Here is a 16154-nt window from a genome sequence, read left to right as displayed (position 1 = left end):
TTTGAGTAAATTCACTGTTGGTATTTTATACGAAAAATCATTTCCTTATTTTACATTTTATTTGCGAAACGGCATTTCAGTTCTTTGACCTACTCCTGAGTTCTGAGCGGCATAATGGTGGAGACTGCGACGTGAGCGAAGGACGGCTCCTCTCTGTTCAAATTGTTAGCAAGGATGGCGCAAGCGGCTAACGTTATAGTGGTGCCGATCACATTTTTCGCTCATCCCTGCTGCTCCTCCCTGCCTAATCGGTGGCGGGATGAGGAAGCCAGATGGGTAGCCCGGCAAACTAGCGCTAACGTTTTCCATTTTTGAACAGGATCTGGTTCCTTTATGTCACAGCCTACGTTCGACAAAGCACAATTTCAGGCTGCCCTGACGCGTCAGTGGCAGCATTTCGGTTTATCTTCTGCTGAGGAAATGACGCCGCGTCAGTGGTGGCAGGCGGTAAGTGGTGCGCTGGCAGAGCTGCTCTCGGCGCAACCTGTAAGCGCCCCCGCTAAAAATCAGCGCCATGTAAACTATATTTCGATGGAGTTTTTGATTGGCCGCCTGACCGGTAACAACCTGCTGAATCTCGGCTGGTATCAGGAGGTGAGCGATGCCATACAGACCTATGACATCAATCTGAGCGATTTGCTGGAAGAAGAGATTGATCCGGCGCTGGGCAACGGCGGTCTCGGCCGTCTGGCGGCGTGTTTCCTCGACTCCATGGCGACGGTAGGCCAGTCGGCAACTGGCTATGGTCTGAACTATCAGTATGGCCTGTTCCGTCAGTCTTTTGCCGACGGCAATCAGATGGAAGCGCCTGACGACTGGCATCGTGGCAGCTACCCGTGGTTTCGCCACAATGAACAACTGGATGTCCAGGTCGGCATCGGCGGTAAAGTGGTGAAAGGTGCCTGGCAGCCCGGATTTATCATTACCGGTCAGGCATGGGATTTGCCAGTGCTGGGCTATCGCAACGGCATTACTCAGCCGCTGCGCCTGTGGCAGGCAACACACGCGCATCCGTTCGATCTCACTAAATTTAACGATGGCGATTTCCTGCGCGCTGAGCAGCAGGGTATTGACGCCGATAAACTGACCAAAGTGCTCTACCCGAACGACAACCACACCGCAGGTAAAAAGCTGCGCCTGATGCAGCAGTACTTCCAGTGCGCCTGCTCGATCGCCGATATTCTGCGTCGCCACCATCTTGCGGGCCGCAAATTACAAGAACTGGCAGATTATGAAGTCATCCAGTTGAATGATACGCACCCGACCATCGCCATTCCTGAACTGTTACGCGTGCTCATTGATGAGCATCAGCTGCGCTGGGACGATGCCTGGGCTATCACCAGTAAAACCTTCGCCTACACTAACCACACGCTGATGCCAGAAGCGCTGGAGTGCTGGGACGAAAAACTGATTAAAGCGTTGTTGCCGCGCCATATGCAGATCATCAATGAAATCAATACCCGCTTTAAAGTGCTGGTCGAGAAAACCTGGCCTGGCAATGACGCGGTGTGGGCGAAACTGGCGGTGGTGTATGACAAACAGGTGCGAATGGCGAATATGTGTGTGGTTAGCGGCTTCGCCGTTAACGGCGTGGCGGCCCTGCACTCCGAGCTGGTGGTGAAAGACTTGTTCCCGGAATATCACCAGTTGTGGCCGAATAAATTCCATAACGTCACCAACGGCATTACCCCGCGTCGCTGGATCAAACAGTGCAACCCGGCGCTTGCTGCGCTACTGGACAAGACGCTGAAGAAAGAGTGGGCCAACGATCTCGACCAGCTGATTGCGCTGGAAAAATATGCCGACGATAAAAAATTCCGTCAGACGTACCGTGAGATCAAACTGGCGAATAAAGTGCGGCTGGCTGCCTTTGTGAAGGCGCGCACCGGAATTGAAATCAGTCCGCAGGCGATTTTTGATATCCAGATCAAGCGTCTGCACGAATATAAGCGTCAACATCTGAACCTGCTGCACATTCTGGCTCTCTATAAAGAGATCCGCGAAAACCCGCAGGCGGACCGCGTGCCGCGCGTGTTCCTGTTTGGCGCGAAAGCCGCACCGGGATATTACCTGGCGAAAAACATTATTCTGGCCATCAATAAGGTGGCGGCAGCCGTAAACAACGATCCGCTGGTCGGCGACAAACTGAAAGTGGTGTTCCTGCCGGATTACTGCGTGTCCGTGGCCGAAATGCTGATCCCGGCGGCGGATATTTCCGAGCAAATTTCCACCGCCGGAAAAGAAGCTTCCGGCACCGGTAATATGAAGCTGGCGCTCAACGGCGCGCTTACCGTCGGTACGCTGGACGGCGCGAACGTTGAAATCGCTGAGAAAGTCGGTGACGAAAATATCTTTATCTTCGGCAATACCGTGGAAGAGGTGAAGGCACTGAAAGCGAAGGGCTACGATCCGCTAAAATGGCGTAAGAAAGACAAAGTACTCAATGCGATACTGAAAGAGCTGGAGAGCGGCAAATACAGCGACGGTGACAAGCATGTGTTCGACCAGATGCTGCACAGCCTCGGCAAGCAGGGTGGCGATCCGTACCTGGTACTGGCTGATTTTGCGGCCTACGTTGAGGCGCAGAAGCAGGTTGACGTGCTCTACCGTGATCAGGAAGCCTGGACCCGCGCGGCGATCCTCAACACCGCCCGCTGCGGCATGTTCAGCTCCGATCGCTCTATTCGCGACTATCAGAGCCGTATCTGGCAGGCTAAACGATAAGGACCGTTATGGAACGCAAACGCCTCGATAAAGCCGCATTGGCGGCGGGGATCAGCCCTGATTATATTAATGCCCATGGTAAACCGCAGTCGATTGGCACAGATACCAAGCGGCGTTTGCTCGATGCCATGCATCATACTGTGACCACGAAAGTGGCAGTAACACCCGTGCCGAACGTGATGGTCTACACCCACGGTAAAAAAATGGCGCTGCAGGTGGAAGGTAGCGGCGAATTTAGCTGGACGCTGGTGACGGAAGAAGGCCGCCAGTATCACGGGCAGACGTCAGGCGGGAGCAAACTCAGCCTGCCAGGGCGGCTGCCTGAAGGTTATCACACGCTGACGCTGACTCAGGATGCGCATCGTTGGAACTGCCGGGTGATTATCGCCCCACAGCGCTGTCATGAGCCTGACGCGCTGCTAAGCGGACGCAAGCTGTGGGGGGCCTGTGTACAGCTTTATACGCTGCGCTCAAAAAATAACTGGGGCATTGGCGACTTCGGCGATCTTAAAGCGATGCTGCCTGAAGTGGCGAAGCGGGGCGGGGCGTTTATCGGCCTCAATCCGATTCATGCGCTCTATCCGGCGAACCCGGAGAGCGCCAGTCCTTACAGCCCGTCTTCGCGCCGCTGGCTGAATGTAATTTACATCGACGTAAACGCCGTTGAGGATTTTCAGCACAGCAAAGAGGCGCAGGAATGGTGGCGCATGCCCACTACTCAGCAGACACTGAACAACGCACGGCAGAGTGAATGGGTGGATTACTCTGCCGTCACCGCGCTGAAACTGGCGGGGCTGAGCATGGCGTGGCGGCAGTTTGCGAAACGCGCGCAGGATGACGCCTCAATGCAGGCGTTTCGTCAGTTTGTCGCCGATGAAGGGGAAAGCCTTTACTGGCAGGCGGCGTTTGACGCGCTGCACGCCGCGCAGGTAAAAGAAGATCCGATGCGCTGGGGCTGGCCGGTCTGGCCGGAAGGCTATCAGTCTACTGATACGCCGGAAGTGAAGCAGTTTTGCCAGCAGCATCAGGATGAAGTGGAGTTTTACCTGTGGCTTCAGTGGCTGGCCTGTACCCAGTTCGCTGCCTGCTGGGCGGAGTGTCAGGATCGCAGCATGCCGATTGGCCTGTATCGCGATTTGGCGGTCGGCGTGGCGGAAGGTGGGGCGGAGACCTGGGGCGATCGGGAGCTATATTGCCTGAAAGCGTCGGTCGGCGCGCCGCCGGACATTCTTGGGCCGCTGGGGCAAAACTGGGGCCTACCGCCGATGGACCCGCACGTCATCACCGCCCGTGCCTACGAGCCGTTTATTCAGCTACTGCGCTCCAATATGCGCGACTGTGGGGCGCTACGTATCGATCATGTGATGTCGATGCTGCGGCTGTGGTGGATACCTTACGGTGAGACGGCGGATCATGGCGCGTATGTGCATTATCCGGTCGACGATCTGCTGTCGATCCTCGCGCTGGAGAGCAAACGTCATCAGTGCATGGTGATCGGCGAAGATCTCGGAACCGTGCCGGTGGAGATCGTCGGTAAGCTGCGCAAGAGCGGCGTTTACTCCTATAAAGTGCTCTATTTTGAAAGCGATCACGAGAAAACGGTCCGTGCGCCAGAAGCATGGCCTGCACAGTCAATGGCCGTGGCAGCAACGCACGACCTGCCCACTCTGCGCGGCTACTGGGAGAGTGGCGATCTGACGCTCGGCAAAACGCTGGGGCTGTATCCGGACCCGGTGGTGCTGAGCGGTTTGTATCAGGATCGCGAACTGGCGAAGCAGGGATTACTGGATGCGCTGCACCGGCACGGCTGCGTGGCGAAAAGCGTCGGCCATAACGCCTCACGAATGTCGATGACGTCGACGCTTAATCGCGGAATGCAGCGTTATATCGCCGACAGCAACAGCGCTCTGCTGGGCCTCCAGCCTGAAGACTGGTTGCAGATGGCGGAGCCGGTGAACATTCCGGGAACCAGCTATCAGTACAAAAACTGGCGGCGCAAGCTTTCCACGGGGCTTGAGGAGATGTTTGCGGATGCGAGCGTGAATAAGCTGATCAAGGATTTGGATAAGCGGCGTAAGGCGCAAGCGAAGAAGGCGTAATTCCCCCTCACCCTAACCCTCTCCCTCAGGGAGAGGGAATAGCACGGCACGCGGTATACGTTTATCCTCCCTCTCTCGCCTGTGGGAACAGCCCGGCACGCGGTATACGTTTATCCTCCCTCTCTCGTCTGCGGAAACAGCACGGCACGCGGTATACGCTTATCCTCCCTCTCTCACCTGCGGAAACAGCCCGGTACGCGGTATACGTTTATCCTCCCTCTCTCGCCTGTGGGAACAACGCGGCACATCGGCAGGCGTTTATCTTCTCCCTCTCCCTCAGGGAGAGGGCCGGGGTGAGGGTGGACCCCGGGTACAGCGCCCACTTCCCCCTCTCCCAGCGAAAGCCTCAGGAGCATAACCCAACCGTGAAAGCTGGGTTAGTTCTGCCTGAAGGGAAGCAGAATCAAACCACCATCCCCAACAACATACATCCAGCCAGACCACATACCGAAATAATGGTTTCCAGCATTGACCAGGACTTAATGGTCTCGCCGATCGTCAGGTTGAAATATTCCTTAAACAGCCAGAAGCCCGGATCGTTCACGTGAGAGAAAATCACGCTGCCGGAGCCGACTGCGATAACCATCAGTTCAGGGCTGACGCCTGTGGTAGCAATCAGCGGTGCGACAATCCCGCCAGCGGTGATGGCGGCTACGGTGGCTGAACCCAGCGCGATACGCAACACGGCGGCGATAGACCAGGCCATAAAGATTGGCGACAGGTTGGTGGCCTGCATCATCGAGGCAATGTATTTGTCCACGCCGCTGTCGACCAGTACCTGCTTAAATGCACCGCCGCCGCCAATGATCAGCAGCATCATGGCGATGATTTTGATTGAGGTGGTGAGCGTGTCGTTAATGTCATCCATTGAGCGGCCACGGTTGAGGCCAAAAGTGAAGACGGCAATGATCACCGCAATCAGCGTCGCCATCACCGGATCGCCAAAGAACTCAGCGTAAGGAAGGATTGCATGACCTTTCGGCAGGATCATCTCTGCGACGGCACGCAGCGCCATCAGGATCACCGGTACCAGCGATGTCCAGACGCTCACGCCAAAGCCGGGCATTTCCGCTTCGCTAAAGGTTTTAGCGTTATAAAGTCCTTCCGGAATAGGCTTATCAATGCCTTTGAGGAATTTAGCGTAAACCGGACCCGCCAGAATCACGGTCGGGATTGCCAGCAGCGTACCGTAGAGAAGGGTCTTGCCCATATCGGCGTGGAAAATCGTGGCGATAGCAGTGGGGCCAGGATGCGGCGGCAGGAAACCGTGGGTAACGGACAGGGCAGCCGCCATCGGGACACCAACAAAAAGCAGCGGGATGCGGGCAGCAGCGGCGATGGTAAAGACCAGCGGTAGCAACAGGACAAAACCCACTTCGTAAAACAGCGCGAAACCGACGGTAAAACCGGTTAATACCACCGCCCACTGGATGTATTTTTGACCAAATTTGGCAATCAGCGTGGTGGCAATGCGTTGCGCGCCGCCGCAGTCAGCGAGTAGTTTGCCGAGCATCGCCCCAAAACCCATGATCAGCGCCAGGCTACCAAGCGTTCCGCCAACGCCTGTTTTGATTGAGGCAATGACCTTATCGACAGGCATTCCCTGCATCAGTCCTACTGCAAGCGCCACCAGGATAAGCGCAATAAACCCGTTTAGCTTGAAACGGATCATTAACAACAATAACAACACAACACCGATAGCAACGATAACTAATGGCATGATTTACTGGCCTTTATTTTGTTATGGGTAACTTTGCTGTCTTAGCAGCAAAGGGCCTTTGAGCTGTGGTTCAGAACAAAAGGCAGTTGGCACTTTAACAAATCGCTTCTTACAGGACGAAAACGCGGATTGTTTCCAGAAGAATAGTGCTTAAAAAGGATGATACGGGTAACATTCATTGAAAGAAAATACCCCAGGAAGGCAAAATTTAAAAAGTGGGAGGCAGGTCAAATTCCAGGGAGAGATGTAACATTTATGACAAAAAGCCCCTTTGCGATGAAAGAGGCTTTTAAGGCACAGAATCAGTAGTAGGAGTGTTCGCCGCGTTGGTGTTCGGTCAGATCGCGCACACCTTTCAGGTCCGGGAACTCAGCAAGCAGTTGCTTTTCAATGCCATCTTTCAGAGTGACATCAATCATCGAGCAGCCGTTGCAGCCACCGCCGAATTGCAGGATAGCGTAGCCATCGTCGGTGATCTCCATTAACGAGACGCGGCCGCCGTGTCCGGCAAGCTGCGGATTCACCTGGGACTGAAGCATATACTCCACACGCTCCATCAGCGGGGCGTCGTCAGAGACTTTACGCATTTTGGCGTTCGGTGCTTTCAGCGTAAGCTGGGAGCCGAGCTGGTCGGTAACGAAATCGATATCCGCATCTTCCAGATAGGGAGCGCTTAACTCGTCCACATAGGCGGTCAGCAGATCAAATTTCAGGGCAGTATCGCTCGCTTCCACAGCATCGGGTGGACAATAAGAAACGCCGCATTCAGCGTTAGGCGTACCGGGATTAATAACAAATACACGGATTTGCGTCCCTTCTTCCTGATTTGCCAACAGTTTGGCAAAGTGCGCTTGTGCAGCATCGGAAATACGGATCATAGCATTGGCCTAATAGTTGACTATTTTAGTCAGTTATAATACGCCCATCGTCGAGGGTCTACAAGGTCCGACAGAGGCACCATACGTGGACAGTCGCCGCGCCGCCTCGTAACAGCAGGCGGGTAATTTCTGCAACGGTGCTGCCCGTGGTGACGACATCATCCACAATAACGATATGGAGTCCGCTAACCGGAAATTCAAGCCGGAAGGCGTTTTTCAAATTGTGCTTTCGTAGCCGGGCGGAAAGATGATGTTGCGTTGCCGTTGGCCGAATACGGGTAATAGCATCCGTGTCGTACTGGCACCCCAGCCAGTGGGCCAGCGGTCGGCAGAGCAAATCACTCTGATTAAATCCCCTGCGCCAGTGCCTTTTCTGCCATAGCGGAACGCTGACAAGGCGATCCGGACGGGGTAGCCCGTATTGTTGCCGCGCCTGTAAATATTCCAGCAGCAGCAGGCGCGCCAGTGCCGGAGCCAGCTCCGCTTTGCCGGAGAATTTAAAGCGGTGGATAAGTGAGCTCAACGGTGCAACGTAATCGTTGACGGCGATGAGCCGTTGCCATTGTGGTGCTTTTTGCAGGCAGCGCCCACAGGCACATCTGGCGTCCTGCGCAGGTAAACCGCACTGCGGGCACACACTAGATTGCCGGGAGAGGGCGTTGACGCAGCGGGAGCATATTCCCCATGACGGGAGTGCAAGCGGCATTCGACATAGCCAGCATAAGCCACAGGCTGTTAACATATTTCACCTCGGATAAAATAAGTGAGAACAGTACCTGATGAATGAGATCTGGTGGCAAACCAAAGGAGAAGGAAATTGTCATCTTGTGCTGCTGCACGGATGGGGACTGAATGCGCAGGTGTGGGATTGCATTACGCCGGAATTAAGTACGCATTTTACGCTGCATCTGGTGGACCTGCCGGGCTTTGGGCGTAGCCGCGGCTATGGCGCGCTGTCACTGGCCCAAATGGCGGAATACGTCCAGGCGCATGCACCGGAAACTGCTATCTGGCTGGGCTGGAGTCTGGGCGGGTTAGTCGCCAGTCAGGTCGCGCTGGCATATCCGCAGCGCGTACAGGCGCTGGTCACGGTAGCCTCGTCGCCATGTTTTTGTGCCGGGGGCGACTGGCCGGGAATTAAGCCGGAGGTACTTTCCGGTTTTCAGCAGCAGCTCAGCGACGATTTTCAGCGCACCGTGGAACGTTTTCTGGCCCTGCAAACGATGGGGACGGAGAGCGCAAGGCAGGATGCGCGTCACCTGAAGAGCACCGTGCTGGCGCTGCCAATGCCGGATGTTGAGGTGCTTAACGGTGGGTTGGCTATTCTCAAAGACAGTGATTTACGTGAACCGCTGGCCACGTTGACCATCCCGTTTCTGCGCATTTACGGCTATCTCGACGGTCTGGTGCCACGCAACGTCATTCCGCTGCTGGATGCATTATGGCCTGCCAGCGAGTCGCTGATCATTCAGAAAGCGGCCCATGCGCCATTTATCTCCCATCCGGCCGAATTCTGTCAGGCACTTATCTCGCTTAAGGCGCGTCTCTGACGGCTGGAAAAAGTGACCCGCTGCAACAATACTTGAGGAGTCATCATGCGCTTTCGCGTGGGCAAAGCCGGGTGGCATATCTTTCAACTTTAAGGAGTAAAGGCTATGAAACTGGTCACCGGTATTGTTGCATCTTTGGTTATAGGCTCGTTGTCCTTTGGCGTGATGGCCGCAGAAGAACTGCATAAAGAGAAAGTTAAAGAGATGAATTTGACGAAAGTGGGCGACATCAGTACTGATAAAGGCACCGCACCGATGGATGCTCAGCGCGAGCTATCGAAAAAAGCTGATGAGCTGGGCGGGAAATACTACGTGATCACCAGCGCGAAGAAGTCCGAGAAAGATATTCACACCACGGCGGAAGTCTATAAATAAACGCTGCGGTCGCTGAATGCCCGGTAAGCTGCACTTACCGGGCCGGGCTGGTGGCTTATCGTCCGCTTCCTGGAAAATATTTTCTCTGTGCAACTGCGCGTGAAACGCATTCCCTCACCCCGACCCTCTCCCTGAGGGAGAGGGAGAAAACCTTCCGGCTCATGCATATATCGAAAGCTACCTGCGGACTCCAGCTTCTCCCTGAGGGAGAGGGAGAAAACCTTCCGGGTTATGCATATATCCAAAGCTACCTGCGGACTCCAGCTTCTCCCTGAGGGAGAGGGAGAAAACCTTCCGGCTTATGCATATATCCAAAGCTACCTGCGGACTCCAGCTTCTCCCTGAGGGAGAGGGAGAAAACCCTCCGGCTCATGCATATATCCAAAGCTACCTGCGGACTACAGCTTCTCCCTGAGGGAGAGGGAGAAAACCTTCCGGCTTATGCATATATCCAAAGCTACCTGCGGACTGCAGCCTCTCTCTTAGCGAGAGGGGAAAACCTTCAGGTTATGCACATATTCCAAAGCCACTTGCGGACTGCTCCCTCTCCCTCAGGGAGAGGGTTGGGGTGAGGGTATTACGATCTGATGCGCTGAAGACAACGAAGCATCACTGAACCTTTTCAGCCCAACGTCCACCACTCCCGCACGCAGGCTTTACCCTCCGGGCAACTTTTGCAGCTTCCGGTCAAACAACTATCCACTTCTTCCTGCATCCGCCGGGCCTTGCCCATGGCTTCCATGCGGTTCAGCATCGCGTCGAGCAGCGGGCGTGACAGATTCAGCGCGGCACTCAACTGGCCTGCCTCCATCCGCCCCTGCAAGGCGAGCATATTGCGCACGTCAATCAGCGAAGCCATTAATGGCAGTCTCCCGTCGGGCTGTCGCAGCAGGTCGCAGGCGTTTTACGCGTCGCCAGCAGATTAACATCGACCCGGCTCCGGGCACGGCGCAGGCAGCCAATGACAACCGTATTAAACAGGATCACCGCCAGGATGCAGACCAAACTGTACTGCGGATGTTGATGAAAACTGGCTACCTGATAAAACAGCGTCGACAGCGAGTACGCGATATTCAGCCCCCACAGAATCGAGAAGCCCATCCATCCCCGGCTGGATTCGCGGGAAATCGCGCCCATGACCGAAATACACGGTACGTACAGCAGTACGAAAATCAAATAACTATAGGCCGCCGCCGCGCTGCCGAATTTGTGGCTCATGACGCCCATGGTGCCGGTTGCCATTTCGCCGTCGCCTTTGCTGGCTTCAATCGGGTTTGCCAGTACGCTCAGGCTGAAGGTGTCTTTCAGGCTCTGCCAGGTTTCACCGGCGGCGTCAGAAAGTTCGCCCACAAGGTTGAACTCTGCCGGGTTGAACTCTTCTTCCTGAATATTTTCGGCGGTATACAGAGTGTTAAGCGTACCGACCACCACTTCTTTCGCCATCGCGCCGGTAAACAGACCCACTGTTGCCTGCCAGTGATCGCGATGAATTCCTATCGGCTCCAGCAACGGCGTAAAGACGCGGCTCACGGAGGCGAGTGCCGAATCGTTAATGTTATTGACCGCTTTGCCGCTGAGCGAAAAGCTGTTCAGTGCGCTGAGGAAAATACTGACGATCACGATGACTTTCCCGGCGCGCAGGATAAAACCTTTCAGACGCTGCCATGTCTGAAGCACCAGGCTTTTTAGTAAAGGCACATGGTAAACCGGTAGCTCCATCACAAACGGCGAGGCTTCGCCACGCATGATGGTGTGTTTAAGCATCAAACCGGTGAGGATCGCCATGACGATGCCCAGCAGATAGAGTGAAAAGACGGCCAGCGCCCCTTGCTGACCAAAGAAGGCGGCCGCAAAGACGGCGAAAATCGCCAGCCGCGCGCCGCAGGACATAAACGGAGCCATCATGATGGTCATTAGCCGCTCGCGCGGTGCATCAAGGGTGCGGGCACCCATGACGGACGGCACATTGCAGCCGAAGCCCACAATCAGCGGGACGAAGGATTTTCCCGGTAATCCTAATGACTGCATCAGGCGATCCATAACAAACGCCGCGCGCGCCATATAGCCAGAGTCCTCCAGGAAAGAGAGGAACAGGTACATCATGCCAATCTGTGGGACCAGCGGTAAAACGGTATTGATCCCGCCGCCAAGCCCCTGCGCGAGGAAAATGGTCAGCCACTCCGGTAAGTGCAGCGTGTAGCCAAGCCACTGAAGACCATGAATAAAAATAGCCACCGAGCCAGCATCAAAAATGGGGGCCAGCGCACCGCCGATGTTGATGGCGAAAAGGAACATCAGGTACATCACCAGCAGAAAAATCGGCAGACCGAGGAAGCGGTTGAGGATGATTTTATCCATCGCGGTGGTGAATCGGCTCGGCTCAGCGGTCAATGAATTGCTGACGGTATCGCAGATGGCAGCAATGCATTGATAGCGGGCGTCAGCAATATGCAGCGCCGGATCATCGATTTCACGATGTAACCGGGCCTGTACCTCGTCCAGTTTTTGCGCGGCGTCCTGCGCATATGCCCGGCTGTAAATATCGCCTTCCAGCATTTGCAGCCCCAGCCAGCGACGCTGCTGTACCGGCATATTTCCCGGCATAGACTGCGACAGATAATCGGCCTCACGCAGCAGCGGCTGCGCATAATGCACCAGTTCGACATTTTCATTACGCGTGTGCCGGTCAATGGCCAGTTTCAACGCGTCGATCCCGCGACCACGCGTTGAAACCAGCGGCACTACCGGACAGCCAAGGCGGGCGGCGAGCGCGTCAATATCAATACGTACCTGCTGCTTTTCCGCGATGTCCAGCATATTAAGCGCCACCACGCAGGGCATTCCCAGCTCCAGCAGCTGTAGCGTCAAATAAAGGTTGCGCTCAAGGTTGGAGGCATCCACCACATTAATCAGCATGTCCGCCTCGCCGCTCAAAATATAGTGGCAGGCGATTTGCTCATCGAGCGACGTTTGCGAAGAGATGGTCGTCAGAGAGTAGGTGCCGGGCAGGTCAACCAGCGTGGCCTGACTATCCGTTGTCTGAAAACTACCTTCCTTACGTTCCACTGTGACGCCAGCCCAGTTACCCACCCGCTGACGCGAGCCGGTCAACTGATTGAATAACGTTGTTTTACCGGAATTAGGATTGCCAATTAAGCCAATGGTTAGCTTCTTCATTTTATTTGACTCACTGTATTAAGAGGAAATCGGTTCCACTTGCAATAATGCTAAATCTTTTTTACGTAATACCAGATTAACGCGCCGCGTTTCGATGTGGACCGGATCGCCTAAAGGGGCAACGCGTACTACGTTAAATGACGAGCCGGGTAACATGCCCAGCGAAAGCAGTTTTTGACGATAGGCCGGGCTGATTTCACGGGAGAATCCGGTGATCTTCCAGGCGCTGAGGGGCGTAAAATGCATAAATCCTACTTATATATCATTAACAAAATACCATCATACGCGGCAGACGCATGAGACCTGGCGATTTGCCTGAATAAAGCGGTTAATAAAACAACAGTACAATGGTAATGATAATAGTTTTTATCTTCAATCTTTAAAATGTGACGAAGTATTCTGTTGATGAGTAAATCGCGACAAATTTGATATGGCGCAAAAATAGTGCTTTTTCATTAGTAGAAAACGGCGCGGGTATATTTACGGAAAGTGAAACAGAAGTGTTCTTTATTTTAATAGTTAGGGCTAGTTGTATTTTAATTGTTAATTAAAAAGCGAGAATAGCTGAAAAAGGCTCTCTTTGCGGGAAAGAGAGCCAGAAAACGCAGAGTGGATTAACGCTTTTTACCCATTGCTGCCGCCAGCGCATCCATCATCGCGCTGTTGCCAGCGGGCTGCGTGTCACGTCCACGCGGTTTGGCCTGCGGGCGGTTATTCTGCTCCCGGGAGCCGCCGTTGCTGCGACGGGCGTTTGTCTCACCCGGCTGCTCGTCCAGACGCATGGTCAGGGCGATACGTTTACGCGGCAGATCGACCTCCAGCACCTTCACCTTCACAATATCGCCTGCTTTGACCACGGTATGCGGATCGTCAACAAACTTCGTTGAAAGCGAGGAGATATGCACCAGCCCGTCCTGATGTACGCCGATATCGACAAACGCACCGAAGTTGGTGACATTCGTGACCGCGCCTTCAAGGATCATCCCCGGCAGCAGGTCGTTCATGGTTTCCACGCCATCTGCAAAGGTCGCCGTTTTGAACTCCGGACGCGGATCGCGACCCGGCTTCTCCAGCTCTTTAATGATGTCGGTCACGGTCGGCACGCCAAAACGCTCGTCGGTAAACTCAGACGGTCTGAGATTTTTGAGGGCGCTACCGTTGCCCATTAAATCACGCAGGGACTGTTCGGTGGCCGCCAGAATGCGTTCAACAATCGGATAGGCTTCCGGGTGGACGGTAGAGGCGTCCAGCGGATTATCACCGTGATTAATGCGCAGGAAGCCTGCACACTGCTCAAAGGCTTTCGGCCCCAGACGCGCCACTTTTAATAACTGTTGACGATTCTGGAACTGACCGTTTTCATCACGCCAGGAGACGATATTTTGCGCCATCATGCGGGTCAGCCCGGCTACGCGGGCCAGTAGCGGCACAGAGGCCGTATTCAGATCCACGCCGACGGCGTTTACGCAGTCTTCGACAACCGCATCCAGCTTACGGGCAAGCTGGGTCTGGCTGACGTCATGCTGGTACTGGCCGACGCCGATTGATTTCGGATCGATTTTCACCAGCTCCGCCAGCGGGTCCTGAAGACGACGGGCAATCGACACCGCGCCGCGAAGGGAAACATCCAGGTCCGGGAATTCCAGCGCTGCCAGCTCCGAGGCAGAATATACCGATGCGCCGGCTTCGCTGACGATCACTTTCTGGGCGGTCACTTTCGGGAATTGTTTCTGCACGTCGAGGAAGAAACGCTCGGTCTCGCGCGATGCCGTGCCGTTACCAATCGCCACCAGTTCAACGTTATGCTTTTCACATAGTGCTGCCACGGCGACAGCCGCTTTTGCCGCCTGCCCGGTATGCGGATAAATGGTGTCGGTGGCGACCAGTTTGCCGGTGCCGTCTACCACAGCGACTTTTACCCCGGTACGCAGTCCAGGATCGAGGCCCATCGTTGCCCGCAGCCCGGCAGGGGCAGCCATCAGCAGATCGTGCAGGTTACGGGCGAAAACATTGATCGCTTCGTCTTCTGCGCGTTCGCGCACCGTGCCCATCAGTTCGGTTTCCAGGTGCATCAGCACCTTGATGCGCCAGGTCCAGCTTACCACTGCGCGACGCCAGCTATCCGCCGGAGCGTTGTTCAGGTGCAGGCCCAGGTGGTCAATAATGATCTGTTCGCAATGGCTCTCTTTCGGCGGCTCATCGAATTGCGGATCGGCATTCAGTGAAAGTTGCAGAATACCTTCGTTACGTCCGCGAAACATGGCCAGCGCACGGTGAGAAGGAACGGACGAAATCGGTTCATGATGATCGAAATAATCGCGGAATTTCGCGCCTTCATCCTCTTTACCGCTGATAACCGTCGCAACCAGATGGGCGTTTTTCCACAGATAATCACGCACTTTCGCCAGCAGCGCGGCGTCTTCGGCGAAACGTTCCATCAGAATATAACGCGCGCCGTCGAGCGCCGCTTTGACGTCGGCAACGCCTTTGTCGGCATCAATATACGCAGCAGCAGCGGTTTCCGGCGTGTGGGAAGGATCGGTCCATAGCAAATCCGCCAGCGGCTCCAGCCCGGCTTCGATAGCGATTTGCCCGCGCGTGCGGCGCTTTTGCTTATAAGGAAGATAGAGGTCTTCCAGCTCAGTTTTACTCAGCGTGCCGTTGATTGCGCTGGTGAGTTCATCGGTCAGCTTGCCCTGATCGCCGATGGATTTGAGAATGGCCTGACGCCTTTCCTCAAGCTCGCGCAGGTAGCCCAGTCGCGTCTCCAGCTGGCGAAGCTGGGTATCATCCAGGCCGCCGGTGACTTCCTTACGATAACGTGCAATAAATGGCACGGTGTTCCCTTCATCAAGCAGGCGAACGGCAGACTCTACCTGTTCAGCTCTGGCCTGAAGTTCACCCGCAATAATGCGGCAGAGCGAATCATTCATCATGGCTAATATCATCTCAGGAGCAAAATCAGCCGATAGTTATACGGACTGACACGCAAAAATGCCAGCCGCACGGGACGGCTTCGGACAGTTCTATTTCACATACTCGATTTCATTGACATACCAGCTTGCTTCACCGACCGGTGTCTGCACGACTGCCAGATCGCCGACCTCTTTTTTCAGCAGCGCCCGCGCCATCGGCGAGTCAATGGAGATGTAATCCTTACGACCAAAAATTTCATCGTAGCCGACGATACGAAAACGCTTCGTGTCACCCTCGTCGTTCTCGATTTCCACCCATGCGCCAAAAAAGACTCTGCCCTCTTGCTGCGGTGAGTAATCGACGATTTTCAGATTTTCCAGACACTTAGTGAGATAGCGCACGCGGCGATCGATTTCGCGCAGTCGCTTTTTGTTGTACTGATAATCGGCATTTTCACTGCGATCGCCAAGGCTTGCCGCCCAGGTCACCTTTTTGGTCACTTCCGGACGCTCTTCCCGCCAAAGGTAGTCCATCTCCTGTTTTAATTTTTCATATCCCTCGCGGGTGATTAATGGCGTTTTCATCGTCTCTTATCCTTTCTTATTCAATCTTGCGCACAATACGTAACGCGCGACACTACCGACAGAATAAATAATATGATTTATGCTTATATGTATACTTAAGCTACTGTTAAATATGCTTTGTAACAATTTAG

Annotated in this window: 12 protein-coding genes; 4 read left to right on the top strand and 8 right to left on the bottom strand. The window is 54.7% G+C overall.

The genetic code is table 11. The features are described 5' to 3' along the window. Positions 1-333: 333 nt before the first annotated feature. Entirely contained in the window at positions 334-2724 is a 2391-nt protein-coding gene (gene malP / locus CHU32_RS20900; RefSeq protein ID WP_103677255.1) for a maltodextrin phosphorylase, read from the top strand. A gap of 8 nt (positions 2725-2732) precedes the next feature. Beyond that, positions 2733-4823, top strand: coding sequence for a 4-alpha-glucanotransferase (gene malQ, locus CHU32_RS20895; RefSeq protein ID WP_103677254.1), 2091 nt, complete (start codon positions 2733-2735; stop codon positions 4821-4823). A 403-nt stretch (positions 4824-5226) separates the two neighbouring features. On the opposite strand, the gene gntT is transcribed toward malQ, so the two are convergent. From gntT to gntX, 3 genes are all read right to left on the bottom strand, one after another. Further along, a complete protein-coding gene (gntT, locus tag CHU32_RS20890) occupies positions 5227-6543 on the bottom strand; it encodes a gluconate transporter (RefSeq protein ID WP_103677253.1) in 1317 nt (438 codons plus the stop codon). Between the two features lie 302 nt (positions 6544-6845). After that, positions 6846-7421: a Fe-S biogenesis protein NfuA gene (nfuA, locus tag CHU32_RS20885; RefSeq protein WP_103677252.1), complete on the bottom strand. Its 576-nt coding sequence runs from the start codon at positions 7419-7421 to the stop codon at positions 6846-6848. A gap of 58 nt (positions 7422-7479) precedes the next feature. Next, on the bottom strand, positions 7480-8163 hold the full coding sequence (gntX, locus tag CHU32_RS20880) for a DNA utilization protein GntX (protein ID WP_103677251.1): 684 nt from the start codon (positions 8161-8163) through the stop codon (positions 7480-7482). Positions 8164-8200: 37 nt separating this feature from the next. Here gntX and bioH point away from each other — a divergent pair, with 37 nt between their 5' ends. Together bioH and CHU32_RS20870 are read left to right on the top strand one after the other, a co-directional pair. Beyond that, complete coding sequence (bioH, locus tag CHU32_RS20875) at positions 8201-8971, top strand: pimeloyl-ACP methyl ester esterase BioH (protein WP_103677250.1); 771 nt, start codon at positions 8201-8203, stop codon at positions 8969-8971. Between the two features lie 105 nt (positions 8972-9076). After that, positions 9077-9346, top strand: a complete 270-nt coding sequence (locus CHU32_RS20870; protein ID WP_103677249.1) for a YdgH/BhsA/McbA-like domain containing protein — start codon at positions 9077-9079, stop codon at positions 9344-9346. A 622-nt stretch (positions 9347-9968) separates the two neighbouring features. On the opposite strand, the gene feoC is transcribed toward CHU32_RS20870, so the two are convergent. The 5 genes from feoC to greB form a co-directional block, all read right to left on the bottom strand. After that, the gene (gene feoC / locus CHU32_RS20865; protein WP_103677248.1) at positions 9969-10205 is read right to left on the bottom strand and encodes a [Fe-S]-dependent transcriptional repressor FeoC; all 237 of its coding nucleotides are present in this window, start codon (positions 10203-10205) and stop codon (positions 9969-9971) included. Beyond that, positions 10205-12523: a Fe(2+) transporter permease subunit FeoB gene (gene feoB / locus CHU32_RS20860; RefSeq protein ID WP_103677247.1), complete on the bottom strand. Its 2319-nt coding sequence runs from the start codon at positions 12521-12523 to the stop codon at positions 10205-10207. The genes feoC and feoB overlap by 1 nt, the downstream gene beginning before the upstream one ends. An 18-nt stretch (positions 12524-12541) precedes the next feature. Beyond that, positions 12542-12769, bottom strand: coding sequence for a ferrous iron transporter A (feoA, locus tag CHU32_RS20855; RefSeq protein WP_103677246.1), 228 nt, complete (start codon positions 12767-12769; stop codon positions 12542-12544). Positions 12770-13137: 368 nt separating this feature from the next. Beyond that, positions 13138-15459 carry a Tex family protein gene (locus CHU32_RS20850; protein ID WP_103677245.1) on the bottom strand — a complete coding sequence of 774 codons (2322 nt, stop codon included), beginning with the start codon at positions 15457-15459 and terminating at the stop codon, positions 13138-13140. A gap of 90 nt (positions 15460-15549) precedes the next feature. Next, complete coding sequence (gene greB, locus CHU32_RS20845; RefSeq protein ID WP_103677244.1) at positions 15550-16023, bottom strand: transcription elongation factor GreB; 474 nt, start codon at positions 16021-16023, stop codon at positions 15550-15552. Positions 16024-16154: the final 131 nt, after the last annotated feature.

Source organism: Superficieibacter electus (genome assembly GCF_002915575.1).
Classification (GTDB): Bacteria; Pseudomonadota; Gammaproteobacteria; order Enterobacterales; family Enterobacteriaceae; genus Superficieibacter; species Superficieibacter electus.
Note: the sequence above shows the minus strand (reverse complement) of the source record. Positions and strands in the feature narration are given on the sequence as shown.

What these genes read in the sequence shown, in the direction of transcription:
- gntX (WP_103677251.1), bottom strand. Translation starts at nt 8,163, where the DNA reads ATGTTAACAGCCTGTGGCTTATGCTGGCTATGTCGAATGCCGCTTGCA.
- nfuA (WP_103677252.1), bottom strand. Translation starts at nt 7,421, where the DNA reads ATGATCCGTATTTCCGATGCTGCACAAGCGCACTTTGCCAAACTGTTG.
- greB (WP_103677244.1), bottom strand. Translation starts at nt 16,023, where the DNA reads ATGAAAACGCCATTAATCACCCGCGAGGGATATGAAAAATTAAAACAG.
- feoB (WP_103677247.1), bottom strand. Translation starts at nt 12,523, where the DNA reads ATGAAGAAGCTAACCATTGGCTTAATTGGCAATCCTAATTCCGGTAAA.
- feoC (WP_103677248.1), bottom strand. Translation starts at nt 10,205, where the DNA reads ATGGCTTCGCTGATTGACGTGCGCAATATGCTCGCCTTGCAGGGGCGG.
- bioH (WP_103677250.1), top strand. Translation starts at nt 8,201, where the DNA reads ATGAATGAGATCTGGTGGCAAACCAAAGGAGAAGGAAATTGTCATCTT.
- CHU32_RS20870 (WP_103677249.1), top strand. Translation starts at nt 9,077, where the DNA reads ATGAAACTGGTCACCGGTATTGTTGCATCTTTGGTTATAGGCTCGTTG.
- feoA (WP_103677246.1), bottom strand. Translation starts at nt 12,769, where the DNA reads ATGCATTTTACGCCCCTCAGCGCCTGGAAGATCACCGGATTCTCCCGT.
- CHU32_RS20850 (WP_103677245.1), bottom strand. Translation starts at nt 15,459, where the DNA reads ATGATGAATGATTCGCTCTGCCGCATTATTGCGGGTGAACTTCAGGCC.
- malQ (WP_103677254.1), top strand. Translation starts at nt 2,733, where the DNA reads ATGGAACGCAAACGCCTCGATAAAGCCGCATTGGCGGCGGGGATCAGC.
- malP (WP_103677255.1), top strand. Translation starts at nt 334, where the DNA reads ATGTCACAGCCTACGTTCGACAAAGCACAATTTCAGGCTGCCCTGACG.
- gntT (WP_103677253.1), bottom strand. Translation starts at nt 6,543, where the DNA reads ATGCCATTAGTTATCGTTGCTATCGGTGTTGTGTTGTTATTGTTGTTA.